General features: G+C 67.8%; 20 protein-coding genes. 11 read left to right on the top strand and 9 right to left on the bottom strand.

Annotated features, from left to right (window positions below; all coding sequences use genetic code 11):
- Nucleotides 1–97 precede the first annotated feature (97 nt).
- Nucleotides 98–1516 carry an acetyl-CoA carboxylase biotin carboxylase subunit gene (locus THSYN_RS20120; RefSeq protein WP_100920702.1) on the bottom strand — a complete coding sequence of 473 codons (1419 nt, stop codon included), beginning with the start codon at nt 1514–1516 and terminating at the stop codon, nt 98–100.
- Between the two features lie 308 nt (nt 1517–1824).
- On the opposite strand from THSYN_RS20120, the gene THSYN_RS20115 reads away from it, so the two are divergent.
- On the top strand, nt 1825–2301 hold the full coding sequence (locus tag THSYN_RS20115) for a universal stress protein (protein WP_100920701.1): 477 nt from the start codon (nt 1825–1827) through the stop codon (nt 2299–2301).
- Nucleotides 2302–2392: 91 nt separating this feature from the next.
- On the opposite strand, the gene THSYN_RS20110 is transcribed toward THSYN_RS20115, so the two are convergent.
- The 5 genes from THSYN_RS20110 to THSYN_RS20090 all read right to left on the bottom strand — a co-directional run bounded on the left by THSYN_RS20110 (nt 2393) and on the right by THSYN_RS20090 (nt 7576).
- On the bottom strand, nt 2393–3340 hold the full coding sequence (locus THSYN_RS20110) for a phosphatidate cytidylyltransferase (RefSeq protein WP_100920700.1): 948 nt from the start codon (nt 3338–3340) through the stop codon (nt 2393–2395).
- Nucleotides 3341–3644: 304 nt separating this feature from the next.
- Nucleotides 3645–4286: a lysophospholipid acyltransferase family protein gene (locus tag THSYN_RS20105; protein ID WP_100920699.1), complete on the bottom strand. Its 642-nt coding sequence runs from the start codon at nt 4284–4286 to the stop codon at nt 3645–3647.
- A complete protein-coding gene (locus THSYN_RS20100; RefSeq protein ID WP_100920698.1) occupies nt 4283–4933 on the bottom strand; it encodes a CDP-alcohol phosphatidyltransferase family protein in 651 nt (216 codons plus the stop codon). The genes THSYN_RS20105 and THSYN_RS20100 overlap by 4 nt, the downstream gene beginning before the upstream one ends.
- A 174-nt stretch (nt 4934–5107) precedes the next feature.
- Nucleotides 5108–5728, bottom strand: a complete 621-nt coding sequence (locus tag THSYN_RS20095; protein ID WP_100920697.1) for a hypothetical protein — start codon at nt 5726–5728, stop codon at nt 5108–5110.
- Between the two features lie 285 nt (nt 5729–6013).
- Nucleotides 6014–7576 carry an ATP-binding protein gene (locus THSYN_RS20090; protein ID WP_100920696.1) on the bottom strand — a complete coding sequence of 521 codons (1563 nt, stop codon included), beginning with the start codon at nt 7574–7576 and terminating at the stop codon, nt 6014–6016.
- Nucleotides 7577–8369: 793 nt separating this feature from the next.
- On the opposite strand from THSYN_RS20090, the gene THSYN_RS20080 reads away from it, so the two are divergent.
- Complete coding sequence (locus THSYN_RS20080; protein WP_100920694.1) at nt 8370–8825, top strand: hypothetical protein; 456 nt, start codon at nt 8370–8372, stop codon at nt 8823–8825.
- 494 nt (nt 8826–9319) lie between these two features.
- On the opposite strand, the gene THSYN_RS20075 is transcribed toward THSYN_RS20080, so the two are convergent.
- From THSYN_RS20075 to grxC, 3 genes are all read right to left on the bottom strand, one after another.
- Complete coding sequence (locus tag THSYN_RS20075) at nt 9320–10309, bottom strand: hydrolase (RefSeq protein ID WP_100920693.1); 990 nt, start codon at nt 10307–10309, stop codon at nt 9320–9322.
- 274 nt (nt 10310–10583) lie between these two features.
- Nucleotides 10584–10976 (bottom strand): RNA-binding S4 domain-containing protein, encoded by a 393-nt coding sequence (locus THSYN_RS20070; RefSeq protein WP_100920692.1) that lies wholly within the window; start codon nt 10974–10976, stop codon nt 10584–10586.
- A complete protein-coding gene (grxC, locus tag THSYN_RS20065) occupies nt 10973–11227 on the bottom strand; it encodes a glutaredoxin 3 (RefSeq protein WP_100920691.1) in 255 nt (84 codons plus the stop codon). Before grxC ends, THSYN_RS20070 begins: the two co-directional genes overlap by 4 nt.
- 151 nt (nt 11228–11378) lie before the next feature.
- On the opposite strand from grxC, the gene pepN reads away from it, so the two are divergent.
- The 9 genes from pepN (at nt 11379) to THSYN_RS20020 (ending at nt 19481) form a co-directional block, all read left to right on the top strand.
- Complete coding sequence (gene pepN, locus THSYN_RS20060; protein ID WP_100920690.1) at nt 11379–14036, top strand: aminopeptidase N; 2658 nt, start codon at nt 11379–11381, stop codon at nt 14034–14036.
- Nucleotides 14037–14095: 59 nt separating this feature from the next.
- Nucleotides 14096–14386 (top strand): hypothetical protein, encoded by a 291-nt coding sequence (locus THSYN_RS34965; RefSeq protein WP_172965314.1) that lies wholly within the window; start codon nt 14096–14098, stop codon nt 14384–14386.
- Nucleotides 14383–14871, top strand: a complete 489-nt coding sequence (locus THSYN_RS20050) for a hypothetical protein (protein WP_157817808.1) — start codon at nt 14383–14385, stop codon at nt 14869–14871. Before THSYN_RS34965 ends, THSYN_RS20050 begins: the two co-directional genes overlap by 4 nt.
- A gap of 323 nt (nt 14872–15194) precedes the next feature.
- The gene (locus THSYN_RS20045) at nt 15195–15428 is read left to right on the top strand and encodes a hypothetical protein (protein WP_100920687.1); all 234 of its coding nucleotides are present in this window, start codon (nt 15195–15197) and stop codon (nt 15426–15428) included.
- A gap of 17 nt (nt 15429–15445) precedes the next feature.
- Nucleotides 15446–16129, top strand: coding sequence for a response regulator transcription factor (locus tag THSYN_RS20040; RefSeq protein ID WP_100920686.1), 684 nt, complete (start codon nt 15446–15448; stop codon nt 16127–16129).
- Nucleotides 16126–17487: an ATP-binding protein gene (locus tag THSYN_RS20035; protein ID WP_100920685.1), complete on the top strand. Its 1362-nt coding sequence runs from the start codon at nt 16126–16128 to the stop codon at nt 17485–17487. The genes THSYN_RS20040 and THSYN_RS20035 overlap by 4 nt, the downstream gene beginning before the upstream one ends.
- Before the next feature lie 127 nt (nt 17488–17614).
- Entirely contained in the window at nt 17615–18181 is a 567-nt protein-coding gene (locus tag THSYN_RS20030; protein ID WP_100920684.1) for an NUDIX domain-containing protein, read from the top strand.
- A gap of 11 nt (nt 18182–18192) precedes the next feature.
- Nucleotides 18193–18885, top strand: a complete 693-nt coding sequence (locus tag THSYN_RS20025) for a type 1 glutamine amidotransferase (protein ID WP_100920683.1) — start codon at nt 18193–18195, stop codon at nt 18883–18885.
- Nucleotides 18882–19481 (top strand): DNA-3-methyladenine glycosylase I, encoded by a 600-nt coding sequence (locus tag THSYN_RS20020; protein WP_100920682.1) that lies wholly within the window; start codon nt 18882–18884, stop codon nt 19479–19481. The genes THSYN_RS20025 and THSYN_RS20020 overlap by 4 nt, the downstream gene beginning before the upstream one ends.
- Nucleotides 19482–19534 lie beyond the last annotated feature (53 nt).

Raw genomic sequence — 19534 nt, 5'->3', positions numbered from 1 at the left:
CCGCGTCGATCGCGGTCGGAGTCGTAAAGCAGCCAGGCCAGCCGGCCGTCCCGAATGAATTTGCGTTGATTTGCGTTCATTTGCGGCTGAATTCTTATTAGAGCCCCGCATGGGCCGCGATGGCGGCCGCCAGAGCGGCGGCGATGTCTTCCTTGCGGCGCTTCTCGGAGTACGTCAACAACTCCGGGTGGGCGTCCAGGAAGCCGGTGTCGAAGTGCCCGGAGCGGAACTGCGGATGGCGCAGGATCTCCTGGTAGAAGGGCATGGTGGTCTTGATGCCGAATACGCCCATGTCCTTCAGGGCGCGGGCGCCGCGGTTGAGTACGTCCTCCCAGGACAGGGCCCAGACGATCACCTTGGCGAGCATGGAGTCGTAATGGGGCGGCACCGTATAGCCGGTATAGATACAGGTGTCGGTGCGCACCCCTGGGCCGCCCGGGGCGTAATAGCGCGAGATCCGCCCGAAGCTCGGCAGGAAGTTGTTCTTGGGATCCTCCGCATTGATGCGAAACTGCATAGCGACGCCGCGCCGGCTGATCTCGTGCTGCTGAAAGCGCAGCGGCAAACCGGCGGCCACGCGAATCTGCTCCTCGACCAGGTCTACCCCGGTAATGGTCTCGGTGACCGTATGTTCGACCTGGATACGGGTATTCATCTCCATAAAATAGAAACGCCCGTCCGTGTCTTGCAGGAACTCCACGGTCCCGGCATTGGTGTAGCCGACCGCGCGCGCGGCCAGTACCGCGAGTCCGCCGACATACTGGCGCTGCGCCTCGTCGATCTGGGGGGAGGGGGCAATCTCGATCAGCTTTTGGTTGCGCCGCTGGATGGAGCAGTCGCGCTCGAAGAGGTGGATGCAGTGGCCGTGATGATCGCCCAAGACCTGGACCTCGATATGGCGCGGGTTGACCACGCACTTCTCCAGGAAGACCTCGGCGCGGCCGAAGGCCTTGGTCGCCTCCGAGATCACCCGCTCGAAGTTGCGGCGCAGGGCCGCGGCGTCGTCGCAGCGGCGGATGCCTCGCCCGCCGCCGCCGGAGGTGGCCTTGAGCATGATCGGGTAGCCGATCTCCGCCGCGACCCGCAGCGCCTGCTCCAGGTCCTCGAGGTTCCCGGCGCTGCCCGGGGTGATGGGTACCCCCGCCTTCTGCATGGCAAAGCGCGCCTGCGTCTTGTCGCCCATGCGGCTGATCACCTCCGCGGTGGGGCCGATGAAGGTGATGCCGCGGCGGGTGCAGGCGATGGCCAGTTCCGGATTCTCGGCGAGGAAACCGTAGCCGGGATGGATGGCGTCACACCCGGTCGAAAGGGCCAGCGTCACGAGGTTGTGGACGTTGAGATAGCCGGCCAGGGGGTCGGCGCCCAGGCTGTAGGCCTCGTCGGCCTTCTTGACGTGCAGCGAGTGGCGGTCCGCCTCAGAATAGACGGCGGCCGAGCGGATCCCCATTTCGGCACAGGCGCGGATCACGCGCACCGCAATCTCGCCGCGGTTGGCGATCAGGATCTTTCGCAGCATGGGGAGGCTCTGAGGGGATTAGTCAGTGAAAAGCAAGCAGATGGATGGCCGGGTTCGGGGTTCGGAGTTCGGAGTTCGGGGTTCGGGGTTCAGGGTTCAGGGTTCAGGGTTCAGGGTTCAGGGCGCGGTGCGCGGGACCGGGCGGCGGGCAGCGATTCCCATATTCAGGCAATATACCGGATGCTTGGGGATCTGCAAGGGTCAGGGGCGCGCGACCCGTGCTGCGCCCGCGCCGGAAGGCTGACGGCCCCGTGCGCTTTACACGATAATCTTTGAGTCAAGACCAGTAACCAAATCGGAGGTGCGCGGTGGACACGGGGAACTACAAACATCTGTTGTTGGCAGTGGACTTTGAGCCGAGCGGTGCGCCCGTGATCGAGCGCGCCCGGCAGTTGCGCACCCTGTTCGGGGCGCGGCTGACCCTGCTGCATGTGCTGGAGCATGTGACCGCGGCCCAGGAATTCCTGCCGCTGGGGTTCGGCGGGGACCTGCCGGTCCCGGACGACTTCGGCCTGGAGCAGGAACTGCTGGAACTGGCCGGCCGCCAGTTGGACCTGGTGGGTGAGAGTCTGGGGGTCCCCGCGGCGGATCGCCTGGTGCGGGTCGGGCCGCCGGGACCCACCATCGACGCCGTGGCCGCCGAGGTCGGGGCCGAGCTGGTCGTCATCGGCAGCCACGGGCACCACGGGTTTCTGGGGCTGTTCGGCTCCACGGCCAAGGCGGTGCTGCGCAGCGTCACCTGCGACGTGCTGTGCGTGAAGCTTGCGGAGGGGAGCGACGCCTGACCAAAGGAGCCGGGGCGTCCCGCCCCGGGTTTTTCGCCAGCGGGGGCGGGACGCCCCCGCTCCTTTGGCACGCGACCTTCAGCAAATCGCCTCAGGTGTAAAAATACCGGACCAGGTGAAAAAACACCGGTGCGGCAAAGCACAGTGAGTCGATCCGGTCCAGCACCCCGCCGTGGCCCTCGATGAGGGTGCCGAAGTCCTTCACCCCCCGGTCGCGTTTGATCGCCGACATCACGAGCCCGCCGGCGAAGCCCGCCAGGCAAATCAGCAAGGCGATGAGCCAGGCCTCACCCGGGCTGAAGGGCGTCACCCACCAGAGCGCGGCGCCCACCAGGCTGGCGCTGCCGATCCCGCCGATTGTGCCCTCCCAGGTCTTGTTGGGGCTGACCTTGGGGACGATCCGGTGCTTGCCCAGCGTCTTGCCGAAGACGTATTGGAGTACATCGCTCAACTGCACCACGATGATCAGATAGAGCAGCAGCTTGGCCCCCTGGTCCTGGTAGCCCGGAATCTGAAGCATCAGGAGCGCCGGGGCGTGGCTCACACAATAGACGGCGATCATCAGGCCCCACTGGATGGTGGCGGTTCGGGCCAGAAAATCCGTCGTGTCGCCGGCCAGGGCGCTGCGCACCGGGATGAACAGAAAGGCGTAGACCGGGATAAAGATGGCGAAGAGCCCGTACCACTGGATGCCCACCAGCAGATATTGAACCGGTGCAAAGACAAAGAAGGCCCAGAACAGGGTCCGGTGGTCGCCCCGGCGGGTGGGGGTGAGGGTGACGAACTCGCGCAGCGCGATAAAGGAGGTCAGGGCAAACAGGATCACCGACCCCACCCCGCCGGTCGCGAGCGCCGCCGCGAAGACCGCCGTCATCACCCACCAGGAGCGGATGCGCGCATTGAGGTTGGCCACGACCAGGCGGGCCTGATCGTCGCGCACCCGCCGGTCCAGCACCCAGCCGATCAGGCTTGCGATTGTCAGCAGGGCGCCGATGCCACCAAGCAGGAGCAACATCTGCGGGTCGGCGAGTAGGGTCATCGTGCAGTCTCCGCTTGGTCCGCGAAAAAATGGACAGGATTAACAGCATTTCTCAGGATTAACAGGAAATTTGCGATGCTGCCACCGGCACCACTACCGCCCGATGAAAATGCTCAGACCATTGACTGCATCGCGACCGTAGGGTGCGCCGTGCGCACCATAGCGCCAACCGCAACCCTGGCCCCGGCGATCAACCGCAGCCTCTCAAGGTGCTCACGGCGCACCCTACGCCAATGGTCCGAGCACTTTCATGATCTTAAAATCCACAGATGGACACAGATGAACACAGATGTTCCGGAAATTTTCATGCGCTTATCGCTGAATGCTCTTTCGGGGGACTCAAACCGATCAATGCCTCACGGGCGCGTTGCAGAAAGGCGTGCCGATCCTCCCCCGGCGTCAGGGCCAGCGGTGCGCCGAAGGTGGCGCTGCCCAGGAGCGGCACCGGCAGTACCTCGCCCTTGGGCAGGATGCGGCTCAGATCCTGGAGATACACCGGCACCAGTTCCACCGTGGGCCGCTGGTGCGCGACGAAATAGAGCCCCGGCTTCAAGTCACCGACGCTGCTGCCGTCGCCCCTGGTGCCCTCGGGGAAGAGGATCAGCGAGTCACCCGCCGCGAGCGCCGCGTCGATTCGGCGCAGCGCCTCGCGGCTGCCGCAGCCCCCGGCACGCTCGACCAGCAAGGCGTTCAGGACCGCGCCGGCCAGCCAGCGGCGCAGCCCCGGTCGGTCCCAATAGTCCGCCGCGGCCACCGGGCGGGTGCGGGCACGGATGGATGGGGGCAGTGAGGCCCAGATCACCAGGGTATCCAAATGGCTGCTGTGATTGGCGTAATAGACCCGTTGGGCGCCGCTTGGCGCGGCGCCCACCCAGCGCGCCCGCACCCCGGTGATCAGCCGCGTCAGGAAGGCGAGCAGCCGGGCGGCGGCGGGCGCTGTGCTCATCGCGCCTCCAAGGCCGCCCGGATCGCGCGGGCGCGGCGGATGGCGGTCAGCGCGGCGCCGACCGCGATCAGGAGCAGCGTCAGGAACAGCACCGGCCCGTCCAGCCCCCAGGCAACGCCCAAGGCGGCGGTGATGAGTCCGCTGGTCATCGCGGCCATGCGGTGCGGCTTGGCCATGGGTCCCTGGAAGTCCTGGGCCAGACCCAGGCTGCCGCCCAAGGCACGGATATAGGCCGTCAGCAGTGCGAGGCAGCCCGCCGTCCAGGCCAGTTCCGGCCCCCAGGCGAGCCCGCAGGCATAGCCCGCCGGGACGATCAGCAGCGGATCGGCCAGGCGGTCGGGGATCTCGTTGTAGAGATCCCCGGAGCGTGAACCCAGTCCCCCCTCCACCGCCACCATGCCGTCGAGCAGGTTACATAAAAGCCGCAACTGGATGCAGCCGGCGGCGGCCAGGTACAGTGCCGCCCGCACCCCGGATGATGCGGTCGGCGCCAGCAGCATGACGGCCGCCCCGAGTGCGGCGAAGCCCAGGCTCGCGAGCGAGATGTGGTTGGGCGCGACGCGCCGGGCCACAAGCCAACGCGCCAGGGCACGCGCCCAGGCGGTGTCGCGGGTCTTCAGCGGGCGGCGGGCGGGTGGTGACGGCATCGGATCAGGGTCCTGATGAGCGACTGACTGTTGATCGGGGGCAGTGTAGCGCAGACGCGGACACTGGAGGCAGACGCCGGAGAATCAACGCGTTCGACTGGAGTCCAAGGCTTGCGCCTTGGCGCTCTGCTCCAAGTAAGAATTCTCTCACAAAGGCACAAAGTAAGAATGCTCTCACAAAGGCACAAAGCCACAAAGCAGCTTGGCGCGGCATTCATCGATCTGCTCGGACAGCTCAAAACGCTGGGCGGGGTTGCTGGTCAGTGCCTTCTGCTCTAGCAGAAACTCGAGCTTCTTGCGCCAGGCGGCTACTGCCCGGGCATAGGCCGGGGCGGCTGGCGGCGGTAGGGCCGATCCCCGGGCAGGTTGCGTTGTCGCTTGTGCGGATTGCGGCTCCACACCCGCCGCGGGCGGGTCCAACCAGGTGGCGAGCGCCTCCGGGCGGCGGCCGGTAATGCCCCCCGTGAGGCAGCCCAGGGCGGAGGTCGGGGTATCGGTGATAGGGGTGGATGGGTCGGTCGCGGCCGCCGGCGGCTGATTCCGGCGGTGACGCACGAGGCCGGCGATCAGGAGCACCAACGTCAAGAGGATGCTGGGCAGCACCCACACCATGATGCTCAGGAGGTTGGTATAGATGCCCTCGCACTGCGCCTGATCCCGGACCACCAGCGGCACGTAATCGACCACGACCTCGCAGGTCGCTTGGAGCCACTGCTGTTGGTCGTGCGGGTTCGGCGCGGGCTGGGTCACCTGGGCCGCGGGTGGCGCCGGCGGCTCCGTGAGCGGGGAGGTCATTCAATCACTTCAAGATTGGGTAGGTGCCCGATCTTAGCCGCACTCAAGGACATCGGGCAAGCCGGTTGCGCCAGGGTCGGACGGCACGCCGGGTGCTGGGGGCGCGACGACGACCTGCGGCCTTGCCGACAGGACCCTGTCAGGCCTTGGTCATAATCCCGGCCGTTGTGCCAACCGCGAGGTTGGTGGTCCGCACAGCGGACCCTACGGCTTGCGCCGCGCCCGTAGGGTCCGCTGTGCGGACCCATCGCCGCTGGCCGGAATTATGATCAAGGCCCCCTGTCATCAGGTCAGCGTCTCGACCTCGAAGGCGACCAGGGTCCGCCGCTCGCGGCTGAATTCGACCCCGATGAGATGAATCGGCAGCCCCCCGGCGCGATAGCGATCGGCGTAGCCCCGGTCCTTGATCTGCTGCAAGGCGCGGCCCTGCGGGGCCAATTCCACCACCTTGAACTCGAACAGATAGACCTGGGCGTTGAAGCGCACGCTGAGATCCAGCCGCCCGGCGTTGCTGCCCTCTTCCGGGGTCAGGTCCAGGCCCAGGGCGGCGAAACAGGCATAGAAGACGCTCGCATAATAGCCCTCGTAGCGGGCGATCGGGTTGTTGCGGTACCAGTCGGGCGGGATACCGGCAAACAGGGCCGCGAACAGCCGCTCGATCCCGGCGAAGTCATTGGTGAGCAACAGGTCATAGAGCCGCCCGGGCCTGGCACTGCCATCGTCCGAGCGCGGGGCGAGCTGCTCCAGCAGGGCCCCGGTCAGGCTGGCCTCGACCTCCAGGTTCGGCCAGCGCAGCCGATACTCGATCAGTGCCCCGCGTTGCGACACCGAGTCGATGGTGAGATAGCCCGTCTGAAACAGCAGCGCCTCGGTGCCGATCCGCTCCACGTCGAAGGTCGAGAGCAGCGCTTCGCTTGCGATCGTCTGCCCGAGATGGGGGATGAACACCTGCCGCTCCACCAGCAGGTCGATCAGGAAGCTCGGGGTGGCGGTCTCAAACCACCAGGGGCGGAATTGCCGCTTCTCGAATAGCAGGAGCAGGTCGAAAGGGTTGTAGACCGACTCGCCGGTCCAGTTGTAGCCGTTGTACCAGGCGCGTACCTGGTCCCGGTCGAGGCCCGGTAACTCAGGCGCAAAGACCGCCTCCAGATCGGCCTCGGTATAGCCGCAGATCGCCGAATAGGCGGTATCGACGGTAATGTCGTTGAGATTGTTCAGCCCCGAAAACAGGCTGACCTTGCTGAATTTCGAGACCCCGGTCAGGAACGCGAAGTGGATATGGGCGTCGGCGTCCTTGATGACCGAATACAGATCACGCAATCCGTCGCGGATTTCGCGTGCCGTCTCGGGATGCGACAGGTTGTCCAGGATCGGCTTGTCGTATTCATCTACCAGCACCACGACCCGCTCATCGCCGATGCCATGGGCAGATTCGATCAACTCTACGAAACAGTCCGCGATGTCACCCTCGTCGCGGCACCTGACGCCCAGTGCCCGGCCGTTGCGGTGCAGCAGAGCGCGGATGCGCCGGTCGAGCTCGGCGCGGCTGCGGACCAGGCCACCGCCGAAGCTCAGCCGGATGAGCGGGAAGCGCCGACTCCAATCCCAGCGCCCATGGGCTGCGAGCCCCCGAAACAGCGGCTCATTGCCGGCGAACAGTTCCGCCAGCGTATCCAGGAACAGCGACTTGCCGAAGCGCCGCGGGCGCGACAGGAAATAGTGGCTGCCTTGCGCGATCAGCCGCAGAGCAAAGCCGGTCTTGTCGACGTAATAGCAGTCGTCCTCGCGGATCTTCGCGAAAGTCTGGATGCCGATGGGCAGGCGTTTGCGGCGAGTGGCGGTCGTCATGGGTCTGGAGTCGCTATAAGTCGCCGGGCGGTGGACGGAGGGGACAGGGCGGCGGTTTGCCTCGTGCCCCCGCTTGATCGGCATAATAGCCCAGTTTCGGCGCTCGTGAACCGGGGCTAACGGCCATGGAAGGAACCTCAGGCACCCCGGCAGATGAAAGTCCTCCCGTGGGAGCGTCTTGCAGCCGCGATGCGGCGCCGCGGTAACCTGCGACGTTGCGGCAACTCGCGAGGCCTCGTCGCGGCTAACGGTCATGGCACCCGCGCCACCCCGGAACATGAAAGTCCTCTCGACCGCTAGCTCGATGGCCAGCGTGCGGGGCGGCGTAGTCAGGGCTTCCAGCCCCGACGCCGTCAGGCCAGGATGGCCTGACTACGTACTTTCACGGTAAAGCCGCTCCCACAGCGTCGCCGCGCGACTTTCACGGTAAGATGCAGCTGTCCGTGCGGATGGACGACGCCGCGGATTCGGGGCAGCATAGGCCTTGCCCGCAACCCGAACGAGCGACTGACATGCAGACCTTCACCTTCGATTGCGACGTCGATGCCCACCGCGGCGTGGTGTTGCGCTTGCCGTCCAGCGTGTTACCTGGTCGACATCGGTTGGCGGTCAGCGTGGACCCAGCCGACGCGGCCGGGGCGTGGACCGCCGGCCCAGCGATCACTCCGACAATGTCCTGATTGCCGCCTGGAACGGCGACGACGAGTCACCGCGGTGCTGAATGATGGGCATCGCTGCGCTCTGCCCATCCTACGGATCGGGCGTGGAGCGCTACCACTAAAGGTAAGAGCCAATGTCAAGCTGGAATAACAGGGTCCTGCGCAAGGCTGGTGCCGACGCGGATGAGGTGTCTTATCAGATCCATGAGGTCTTCTATGACGAGGATGGCAGCATCCAAAGCTGGACCGCGGCGCCGGTTACCGTCTACGGCGAGACGCTTGCGGAACTGCGCGAGGAGATCCGCCATTTCATTCATGCCTGCCGCCGGCCGGTCCTCGAAGAGCGGGAGGTCGACGGTCGTCCCGTGCTGGTGGCGGACGACGGCGATGACCCGATCAACCCCGGGCACTATTTCGAGTTCATGGATCGTGCGTCGGTGGCCACGGATTATGTCTATCAATTCCTTGGCAGTCACCCCTTGATCAAGAAGGAACCAAGTCTGTGCGCCCTCTATGACAAGGCCGAGACCGCCCTCGCCGAGCTGTATCAGGAGGCCGGCAGGTTGGAGTTTGATCGAACCGGCGGGTAGTACCCGTTGCAGCTATTCTTGCGCCTGCTCAAGCCTCGCAGAGGCGCGATATACCAGCCCACGGCAACGCCCTGGGATCGCGTAATTTATGTCGGCCTAGCCCTGAAAGGGCGTGACATCAGGAGCCACGTCTTTATGTCACGCCCTTTCAGGGCTGAGTGCTGCGATGACCCAGACCCAGGGCGTTGCCCTGGGCTGGTATGTTCGACCCCGTTGGGGTCGATACGCAAGCTAAGCTGAAACCGGGAGTAGTACCACCTGACACAATAGCTCTGACCATTGGCGTAGGGTGCGCCGTGCGCACCTTGAGAGGCTGCGGTTGTTCGCCGCGGCCAGGGTTTCGGTGGGCGCCATGGTGCGCACGGCGCACCCTAGGGTCGCGGTGCGGTCAATGGCGCGGGTATTTTCATCGTGCGGTACTCGCCTGAAGCCCGTGGGGTTCGCACCGGACGGTGGTTGGGGGGCAGGCACCCTGGTCCGGCACGCCCGGGCTTTCAGGTGCTTGGCTGGAGGTCCCGGAGAAACCCGATGATCCGCCCCTCCAGCCAATACTCCGGCCGCCAGGGCCGACTGCCGGCGACAAAGCCGACATGGCCGCCGTGCGCGCTGAGCTCCAGCGTGATGCCGGGGCCGAGCTCGTGCTCGAAGGGGACGGTGGCCGGGAACATGAAGGGGTCGTCGCGGGCGTGGATGATCAGGGTCGGAGTGCTGATGGCGGGGAGGTAGCCGCGGCAACTGGCGCGGCTGTAGTAGTCGAAGACACCGGTGAAGCCGCACAGGGGGGCGGTGACCTGGTCGTCGAACTCGTTGAATCCGTGGATCGCGGCGATGTCGATGGACAGCGGGCAGGGGAGGGTGGCGAATTTGCTCCGGAAGGCGAGCTTGAGCCGGTCGACGAGATAGGTCCGGTAGATGCGCGAGGCACCCTGATCCAGGCGCAGCATGGCGTCGCGCAGGACGAAGGGGGCCGACACCGCGATCCCGGCGCCGAGCAGGGGCGCTCGCGGGTCGCCGGCCGGGTGGCCGCCGCGTTCGCCCAGGTATTTGAGCAGCAGGTTGGCACCCAGGGAGAAGCCGATGGCGGCGAGCGGCGGGCCCGCCGGGTCGTGCGCCAGGTGGGTGAGGACCTCGTGCAGGTCCTCGCTGGCGCCGGAGTGGTAGCTGCGGGCCAGTCGGTTGGGCTCGCCGGAGCAGCCGCGCAGGTGCATGAAGACGGGGCAGTAGCCCGCCTGGGCCAAGACCTGGAGCAGGGTGCCGGCATAGTGCGACTGGAGGTCCCCCTCCAGTCCGTGGATTACCAGGACGCGGGGTCCGCCGCCTGCGCCCAGGGCCAGGTCGATGAAGTCGCCGTCGGCCAGTTCGATGCGGCGGCGCATGAGCGGCAGTTCGGGTCGGCGCCGCGCCAGGCTCGGCCAGACGGTCTGGAGGTGGGGGCCGGGCAGCCACCAGGCCGGGCGGAAACTGCTTGCGACGATGCGACCCATGGCGTTGGTTCCGGTGGTTGGTGTTAGCGGGGCTTGGCGGCCTGTCCCCGTCACTTGCGCCCCCGATGAAAGTCCGACGCTTGCGCAAGGAGCAAGAAATTAGACAGGATTAACAGGATTTTGCAGGATTAACAAGATAAGCAGGGCGCCGCGCGCAGCAATAAGACCTCCTGTAAATCCTGAGAAATCCTGTTAATCCTGTCCATTTCCCGCGTTCAGCGGCGTTTTCTAATGGTATCGGGATCCGCGCTCATCGGTACTGGTAATCGACCCCTCATGGCGCTTTGAACCGCTCCAACTGCCGCCGGTCGCGCTTGGTCGGGCGTTCGCCGACCTGGTCCTGGGGACCGGCCTCACGGCGTTGACGCAGTTGTTCGAGGCGCCGTGCCAGGCTGGCCTCGTCCTCCGTGTACAGGAGCGCGGCCTCGGCGGCCGGGCGGCGTTGCAGCGTCACCGCCAGGACTTCGACTTCCCAGGCCAGCGACTCTTTGTGGATGGAGATCCGCGCGCCGGGTCGGATGCCCCGCCCGGGTTTGGCCCGGTGGCCGTCGACCTGGACCTTGCCGCCGGCGATGGCCTCCACCGCCAGGTGGCGGGTCTTGAAAAAGCGTGCTGCCCACAGCCATTTATCGAGGCGGACCTCGGGCGCCGGTGCGGGCGCGGTCATCGCCCGAGCAGGGGGTCCAGTTCCCCGTCGGCGTCGAGTTCGGCCAGGTCGGCATAGCCGCCGATGTGGCGGTCGTCGATGAAGACCTGGGGCACGCTGCGGCTGCCGCTGCGCTCGATCATCTGTCGTTCCTGCTCGGGGTCGCGGTCTACCGGGACTTCGGTGAAGTCGATGCCCCGGCGCTGGAGCAACTTCCGGGCGCGGGAGCAGTAGCTGCAGGGTGTTTTTGTGTACATCAGGACTTGTGGCATCGTCGCTCTCTCGTGCTTGCCGCGGCCCGCGCCGCGCGCGGCCGGCCGCCGGGATCATGTTTTATGTTTGCCTTTGAATCAAATGGCCGTCGCCGGAATACAATCGACGCTATCCGCAGGAGACCCCCTGCCATGGCCCACCGAGAGCAGCATGTACCGAGATGCCCCGCACCCGATCCGTCTGGAGGACTATCGCCCGCCCGAGTTCCTGATCGACCGGGTGGACCTGCGCTTCGACCTGGACCCGGACCTGACCCGGGTCGCCGCCGACCTGCACATGCGCCGCAACCCGGCCGCGACCCGCGGGGACGGCAGCTTGACCCTGCACGGGGAGCAGTTGGAACTGGACCGGGTCAGCATCGACGGGTATCCCCTGACCCCCGCCGAGTATCGGGTCGACGCCGAGTCCCTGACCCTGCAGCGGGTGCCGGACCGCTTCCTGCTGCAGACCTGGGTCCACATCCACCCGGCCCGCAACACGGCCCTGGAGGGACTCTACCAGTCCGGCGAGATGTTGTGCACCCAGTGCGAGGCGGAGGGGTTCCGGCGCATCACCTATTTTCTGGACCGCCCGGACGTCATGGCCCGTTACGGGGTCACCCTGGCGGCCGACCGGGGGCGCTTTCCGGTGCTGCTGTCCAACGGCAATCCGGGTGAGCCGCGCGACCTGGGGGACGGCCGCCATGAGGTGCACTGGGAGGACCCCTTTCCCAAGCCCTGCTACCTGTTCGCCCTGATCGCCGGGGACCTGGGGCTGGTCGCGGACCACTTCACGACCGCCTCCGGGCGCGAGGTGGGGCTGCGGATCTATGTCGAGCCCCACAACCTGGACCAGTGCGACCACGCCATGCGCTCGCTCAAGCGGGCCATGCGCTGGGACGAGGAGCGCTTCGGGCGCGAATATGACCTCGATCTGTTTATGATCGTGGCCGTCAGCCACTTCAACATGGGGGCGATGGAGAACAAGGGGCTCAACGTCTTCAACGACAAGTATGTCCTGGCGCGCCCGGACATCGCCACGGATCAGGACTTCGCGGGGATCGAGGGGGTCATCGCGCATGAGTATTTCCACAACTGGACGGGTAACCGCATTACCTGCCGCGACTGGTTTCAGTTGAGCCTGAAGGAGGGCTTCACCGTCTACCGCGATCAGGAATTCTCCGCCGCCATGGGGTCGAGCGCGGTCAAACGCATCCACGACGTGCGCGGCCTGCGCGCGCATCAGTTCGCCGAGGACGCGGGCCCCCTGGCCCACCCGGTGCGGCCCACGGCCTATATCGAGATCAACAACTTCTACACCTCGACCGTCTACGAGAAGGGCGCCGAGGTGGTGCGGATGCAGGCCAATCTGCTGGGCCCCGCGCTGTTCCGTAAGGCCACTGACCTGTATTTCACCCGCTACGACGGCCAGGCGGTGACCACCGACGACTTCGTGACCTGCATGGAGGTCGCCAGCGGACGCGACCTCACCCAGTTCCGCCGCTGGTATGAGCAGGCCGGGACCCCCGAGCTCTGGGTCCAGGGCGACTATGACCCGGCGCAGGGCAGCTACCGACTGCGCGTGCGCCAGCATACCCCGGCGACCCCGGGTCAGCCGCAGAAGGGGCCCCTGCACCTGCCGCTGGCCGTCGGGCTGCTCGATGCGGGCGGTCAGGAACTGCCGTTGCGTCTGAGCGACGACCCGGTCGTCGCGGGTGCGGACGCGGCGCGGGTCGGCACCCGGGTGCTGGAGGTGCGCGCCGCGGTGGAGCAGTTCCGTTTCGTCGGGCTGCCCGAGCGGCCGGTGCCCTCGCTGCTGCGCGGCTTCTCGGCCCCGGTCAAGCTGCGCTTCGACTACAGCGATCAGGATCTGGAGTTCCTGATGGCCCGGGATACCGACGGTTTCGCCCGCTGGGACGCCGCCCAGACCCTGATGCAGCGGGTCTTGCTCCGCACCGTCGCGCAGCCGCAGATCCAGGTGCCGGGGGCCTTCTTCGCGGCCTGCCGGCTCGCCCTGCTGGACACCGAAAGTGCCCCGGCGCTGCGCGCCGAGGTCCTGATCCTGCCCGGGGAGTCCTACCTGGCGGATCAGATGGCGGTGGTGGACGTGGACGGTATCCATGCCGCCCGGGAGCATCTGCGCCGCCGGATCGGGGAGGAATTGGGCGAGGATCTGCGCCGCGTCTACGCGGCCCAGGCCGAGACCGGCCCCTATGCCTTCACCCCCGAGGGGACCGGCCGACGGGCACTGAAGGGCCTGGCGCTCGGGTATCTCATGGCCGGCGGGGGTCAGGATGCCATCACCCTGTGTAATGACCAGTTCAGCGCCGCGCACAGCATGACGGACGTGATGGTTGCCCTGCGCCTGCTGGTCGACCATGGCGGCCCCGCCGGTGCGGCGGCGCTGGTCGAGTTCTACCGCCGCTGGTCCGCCGTGCCCCTGGTCATCGACAAGTGGTTCAGTATCCAGGCCACCAGCAGCCGGGCGGACACCCTGGAGCAGGTGGTGCACCTGATGGACCACCCCGACTTCTCCCTGCGCAACCCCAATCGCGTGCGCAGTCTCATCGGCGCCTTCTGCACCGCCAACCCGGTGCGCTTCCACGCCGCCGACGGCAGCGGTTACCGCTTTCTCGCCGAGCGCGTCCTGGAACTGGACCCGCTGAACCCGCAGATCGCCTCGCGGCTGCTCAAGTCACTGATCCGCTGGCGGCGCTTCGATCCGCAGCGGCAAGGCCTGATGCGCGCGGAACTCGGGCGCATACTCGCCGCCGAGGCCCTGTCCAAGGATGCCTATGAGGTCGCGTCCAAGGCCTTGGAGGGCACCTAGGCACGAGTCAGGAACACGAGGCAATCGTTGTCGTTGTCGTTGTCGTGATCGGAGAAGCGATGCAATCTGGGGTGCGGGAGAATCCGCGGGGCTACGATAACCTCGACTACGACTACGACTACGACTACGACAACGACAACGACAACGACAACGACAACGACAACGACAACGACAACCACAACGACGACGGGTCAGGGCGCGGGCTAATGAACAGGCCCTGGCCCGGCGCGGGGTCGGGGCGTCGCCTTGACGAGGCGCCCGGTTCAGGCTGCGTTCAGGGTCCCCGGCCTAGTATGGGTGCCAAGCGAGGGCATTGGGCCCCGCCAGACTTCAGAGGGCAGCGACGATGAGCAAGCGATACACCCCGAACCGATTGGTGCTGGCGGCCCTGCTGGCGGGCGCCCTGGCCCTGCCCGGGTTGGCCGCGGCGGACGGCGGGCGCGGTTGGGGCGGCGGGTCGCCGGGGGGCGCGCAGTATGGCGGCGGCCAGGGCGGCGGGCGCGATCAAGGCGGCGGACCCCGTAGCAGCGGCCAGGGCGGCGGGGGCTACCAAGGCGGTGGACCCCGTGGCGGCGGCCAGGGCGGTGGGTACCGCGGCGAGCGTTACCACGGCGGCGGCTGGGGTGGCGGGCCGCGACATGGCGACGACCGGCGGGGCTGGGGGCATAACCATGGACACGGCTGGGGGCGCGGCGATCGGTATCGCCGGGGGTATGGCGATGGGCGCCGGGGCGGGCGCGATGTGGTCGTGGTGGAGCGGCCGGTCTATGAGCGGCGCTATGTTCCGGCGCGTCCGCTGCCGGGGCTCTCGGTGATCCTCAGCGGGCGCTGGTAGGGGCCGGCGCGGCGCGGGCGCGATTAGAACTCGCCAAGCTGCCGCGACGGCCGGAGCCGGGTACGCGATGCGTACCCTACAGCGACAGCGACCGGGCGTTCTCACGGACCGGGCGTCGTTGTCGTTGTCGTTGTCGTAATCGTGGGTCGGATTATTCGATTACGACAACGACAACGACAACGTACCCGGGAGCTCGGCCACCACATCAGTTCTGATCGCACCCGGCGCGCGCCGCGGCCTTGTGCTAGATTCATCCGCACCCGGCCCGGCCCGACGTTCAGATCCGTGATTCATCGATGTTGACCAGTGGTGCTTCGCTTCTTGTGCTTTCCCTGGGGGCCTGTCAGGCGCCGGTCGGGTGCCCGGCGCCCCGCGCCGCGCCCCCGTGGGTCCTGGTGGCCGGGGCCGCGTCGGCGGCCGAGGCGGCGGAGCAGGCGCGCCGCCAGACCGGCGGGCGGGTGCTGTCGGTGGAGCGGGGCAGTGGGGGCTGGCAGGTCAAGGTGCTGACCCCGGCGGGGGAGGTCCGTGTCGTCGTGATCCCCGCGGCCGGCGGCTGAGCCGGTCGGCCGCGCCGATGCGCCTGCTGGTGATCGAGGACGAGCCGGCCCTGCGCGCCCAATTGGTCGCGCGGCTCCTGCGCGAGGGGTTCCGGGTGGACCAGAGCGGGGACGGGGACGAGGGGCTGTATCTGGCGAGCGAGTACCCCTTCGACGCGCTGGTGCTGGATCTGGGCCTGCCCGGGACCCCGGGACTGGCGATCCTGCGGCGCCTGCGGGCGGCCGGGAACCGTCTCCCGGTGCTGGTGCTCACCGCCCGCGGCCGGTGGCAGGACAAGGTCGAGGGGCTGGAGGCAGGCGCGGACGACTACCTGGCCAAGCCCTTCGAGATCGAGGAACTGCTGGCCCGGCTGCGCGCCCTGCTGCGCCGGGCGGCCGGGGCGGCGGAGCAGGTGCTGGCGCTGGGGCCGGTGCGCCTGGACCGCGCCGGACAACGGGTCTGGGTGCAGGGCGCCCCGGTGGAACTGACGGCCTTCGAGTTCCGGCTCCTCGAGCGGCTGATGTCTCAGCCGGGCCGGGTCCTGTCCAAGCGTGAACTGGCGGACTATCTCTATCCCCACGACGAGGACCGCGACAGCAATGTGCTGGAGGTCCTGGTCGGGCGGCTGCGCCGCAAGCTGGACCCGGATGGCACCTGGGGCCCGATCGAGACGCTGCGCGGGCGCGGCTACCGCTTCGTCCACGCAGACAGGCCGGTGTGACGTCGCTCCAGACGCGGGTGACGCTGGTCGCCGCCCTGGTGCTGCTGGTCTTCGTGGTGCTCACGAGCCTCGCCCTGGAGCGCGCCTTCCAGGCCGCCGCCCGCTCCGCCCGGGAGGAGCGTCTGCTCGGCCAGGTCTATCTGCTGATGGCCGCGGCGGACGCGCAGGAGGATGGCTTGACCTTGCCGCCGGGCCTGGCCGAGGCGCGCCTGAGCCTGCCCGGGTCCGGGCTTTATGGTCAGGTGAGCGACACCGCCGGGACCCCGATCTGGCGCTCGCCCTCGGCCTTGGGCCAGACCGTGCCCTTCGGTACCGGGCTCGCGCCCGGCCAGCGCCGCTTCCGCGAGGCGCAGGACGACACCGGCCGCGCCTATTTCGTGGAGGACTACGGTGTCACCTGGACCATCGGCCCGGTGCCCCGCGGCTACACCTTCAGCGTGGCGGAGGACCTGACCGACTATGCCCTTGAGTTGGATCGCTTTCGCACCAGCCTGGCCCGCTGGCTGGGGGCCATGGCCGCGCTCCTGCTCGTTGCCCTGCTGGCCGCGCTGCGCTGGGGCCTGGCCCCGTTGCGGCGGGCGGCGGACGAGGTGGCCGCGGTGGAGGCCGGCACCCAGGACCGGCTGCACGGCCGCTACCCCCGGGAGCTACGGCCGCTGACCGACAATCTAAACGCGCTCCTCGCCCACGAGTCCGCGCGCCAGACCCGTCTCGGCCACGCCCTGGCCGACCTGGCCCACAGCCTCAAGACGCCCCTGGCGGTGCTGCGCGGGGCCCTGGCGCAGGCGCGCACCCCGGGGCCGGGCGCGGCGCCGTCCGGGGCCGGGCCCTGGTCGGAACAGGCGGCCGAGCAGGTGCGGCGCATGGAGGAGATCGTCGCCTATCAACTGGAGCGTGCCCGCCCCCGCCCGGTCGCCACCCTGGCCCCGCCGGTCCCGGTGGCCCAGGCGGTGGAGCGGCTGCGCGCCTCGCTCGCCAAGCTGCACGCCGGGCGCGCGGTGCAAGTCACCCTGGACCTGGAGCCGGGCCTGAGCTTCCGCGGGGTGGAGGGCGACCTGCTGGAGGTCCTGGGCAACCTGCTGGACAACGCCTACAAGTGGTGCCGCACCCGGGTGGGTGTCGGCGGTCGGCGCGCCGGTACCTACCTGGTACTCTGGGTCGAGGACGATGGCCCCGGCATCCCCGCGGCACGCGCCCGCGAGGTGCTGGGGCGCGGCGCCCGGGCGGACCTGGCGACCCCCGGCCACGGTATCGGACTGGCCGTGGTGACCGAGATCTGCCGCGCCTATGGCGGGGACCTGGAGATCGTCGCGAGCCCCCTGGGTGGTGCCTTGATCCGGGTGCGGTTGCCGGCCTGAACGAGCGGTCAGCTTTTGGCGTTCAGCGTTCAGCGTTCAGCTTTCAGTGGTCAGCTTTCAGCGGTCGGCTTTGAGTTAGAATCCGGGGCACCTGCAAGCGACTGCCCCCGGCCGCTGAGATATCGTCATGACCGAAACACCCATCCTGAAGCGCGAGCCGATCTTTGCGGGGCGCGTGATCGACGTCGCCATCGAAACCGTGGAACTCCCCAACGGCAACCGGGTGGACCTGGAGATCATCCGCCACCCCGGCGGTGCCGCGGCGGTGGCGCTCGACGAGCAGCAGCGGGTCTGTCTGCTGCGCCAGTACCGTCATGCCGGGGGCGGCTGGTTGTGGGAGCTGCCGGCGGGCAAGATCGACCCGGGTGAGGCCCCGCTGGCGACGGCGACCCGGGAGTTGGCGGAGGAGGCGGGGGTAAGCGCCGCGGACTGGATCGATCTGGGTTTCATGCACAGTTCACCCGGGGTCTTCACCGAGGTCATTTATCTGTGGCTGGCGCGGGACCTGGAGCTCCGGGACCACGCCCAGGAGCGCGACGAGGTAATGGAGATCCATTGGCTGCCCCTGGGTCAGGCCCTGGACTGGTGTAGCGATGGGACCATCACCGATGCCAAGACCCTGGTCGGGCTCTATCGGGCCGGCGCCCTGATCAGGGGCGCGCTGGAACTGACGCCCGAAGACCCGGGCTGCTGAGGTTAGACGACATGCGTATCCAGGTCCTGCAGCACGTCCCCTTCGAGGGCCCCTACGGTATCGCCGACTGGGCCGCTGCCCGTGGTCACTCACTGACCACAACCCCGCTCTATGCCGGCGCCGCGGCGCCGGAGCCGGCGGACTTCGATTGGCTGGTCATCATGGGTGGACCCATGGGCGCGAACGACGAGTCGCGGTACCCCTGGCTGGCCGCGGAGAAGGCCCTCATCCGCCGCGCTATCGCGGCCGGCAAGACCCTGGTCGGGGTCTGTCTCGGGGCCCAGTTGATTGCCGCGGTGCTGGGCGCGCGGGTCTATCGCAACCGGGAGCCCGAGATCGGGTGGATGCCGATCGAACTGACCGCGGCCGGGCAGGCGTCCCCGGTTTGCGGCTTTCTGCCGGCCACCCTTACGGTGTTCCACTGGCACGGTGATACCTTCGACCTGCCCGCGGGCGCGCTCCACCTGGCCCGCAGCCGCGCCTGCGAGCAGCAGGCATTCCTCTACGAAGGGCGCGTGCTCGGGCTCCAATTCCACCTGGAATCCACCGCGGAAAGCGTCGCGGGCATCTGCGTCCAGTGTGCCGACGAGCTGGTCCCTGGCACCTATGTCCAGAGCGCCGCGCGGATGCTGGCCGCAGCGCCCGCGGACTATGCGCAACTCAGGGCCGCCCTGTTCGGCATCCTGGACCGGCTGCCCCAATGAGCGATGGCGGCCTGATCCGTTGCGCCTGGTGCACGGCAGACCCGCTCTATGTCGACTATCACGACCGCGAATGGGGCGTCCCCAACCGCGACGAACGGCACCTGTTCGAGATGCTGACCCTGGAGGGCGCCCAGGCGGGCCTGTCCTGGCTCACCATCCTGCGCAAGCGTGAGGGCTATCGGCGGGTCTTCCTGGGCTTCGACCCGCAGGCCATTGCCCGTTTCGATGGGGCACGGCTCGCCGAACTGCTCGCCGATCCGGGGATCGTCCGCAACCGCCTCAAGGTGGAGTCCACGGTGGGCAACGCCCGCGCCGTCCTGGCCCTGTACGAACGGGGCGAGACCCTGTCGGACCTGCTCTGGGGGTTCGTGGATGGGGTACCGCGGCAAAACGCCTGGGCCAGTCTGGCGCAGGTCCCGGCCCAAACGCCTGAGTCGGATCGGCTGAGCCGGGAGCTCAAGCGGCGCGGCTTTCGCTTCGTCGGCAGTACCATCTGCTATGCCCTGATGCAGGCAGTGGGGATGGTCAACGACCACACCCTGGATTGCTTCACGCAGCAAAGGAGCGGGGGCGTCCCGCCCCGACTCCTCAAGTAGCGAGTCAGGAACAAGCTAAACACAATCTTTGTCGTTGTCGTTGTCGTAATCGG

It is taken from the genome of Candidatus Thiodictyon syntrophicum (assembly GCF_002813775.1).
Lineage (GTDB): Bacteria > Pseudomonadota > Gammaproteobacteria > Chromatiales > Chromatiaceae > Thiodictyon > Thiodictyon syntrophicum.
Note: the sequence above shows the minus strand (reverse complement) of the source record. Positions and strands in the feature narration are given on the sequence as shown.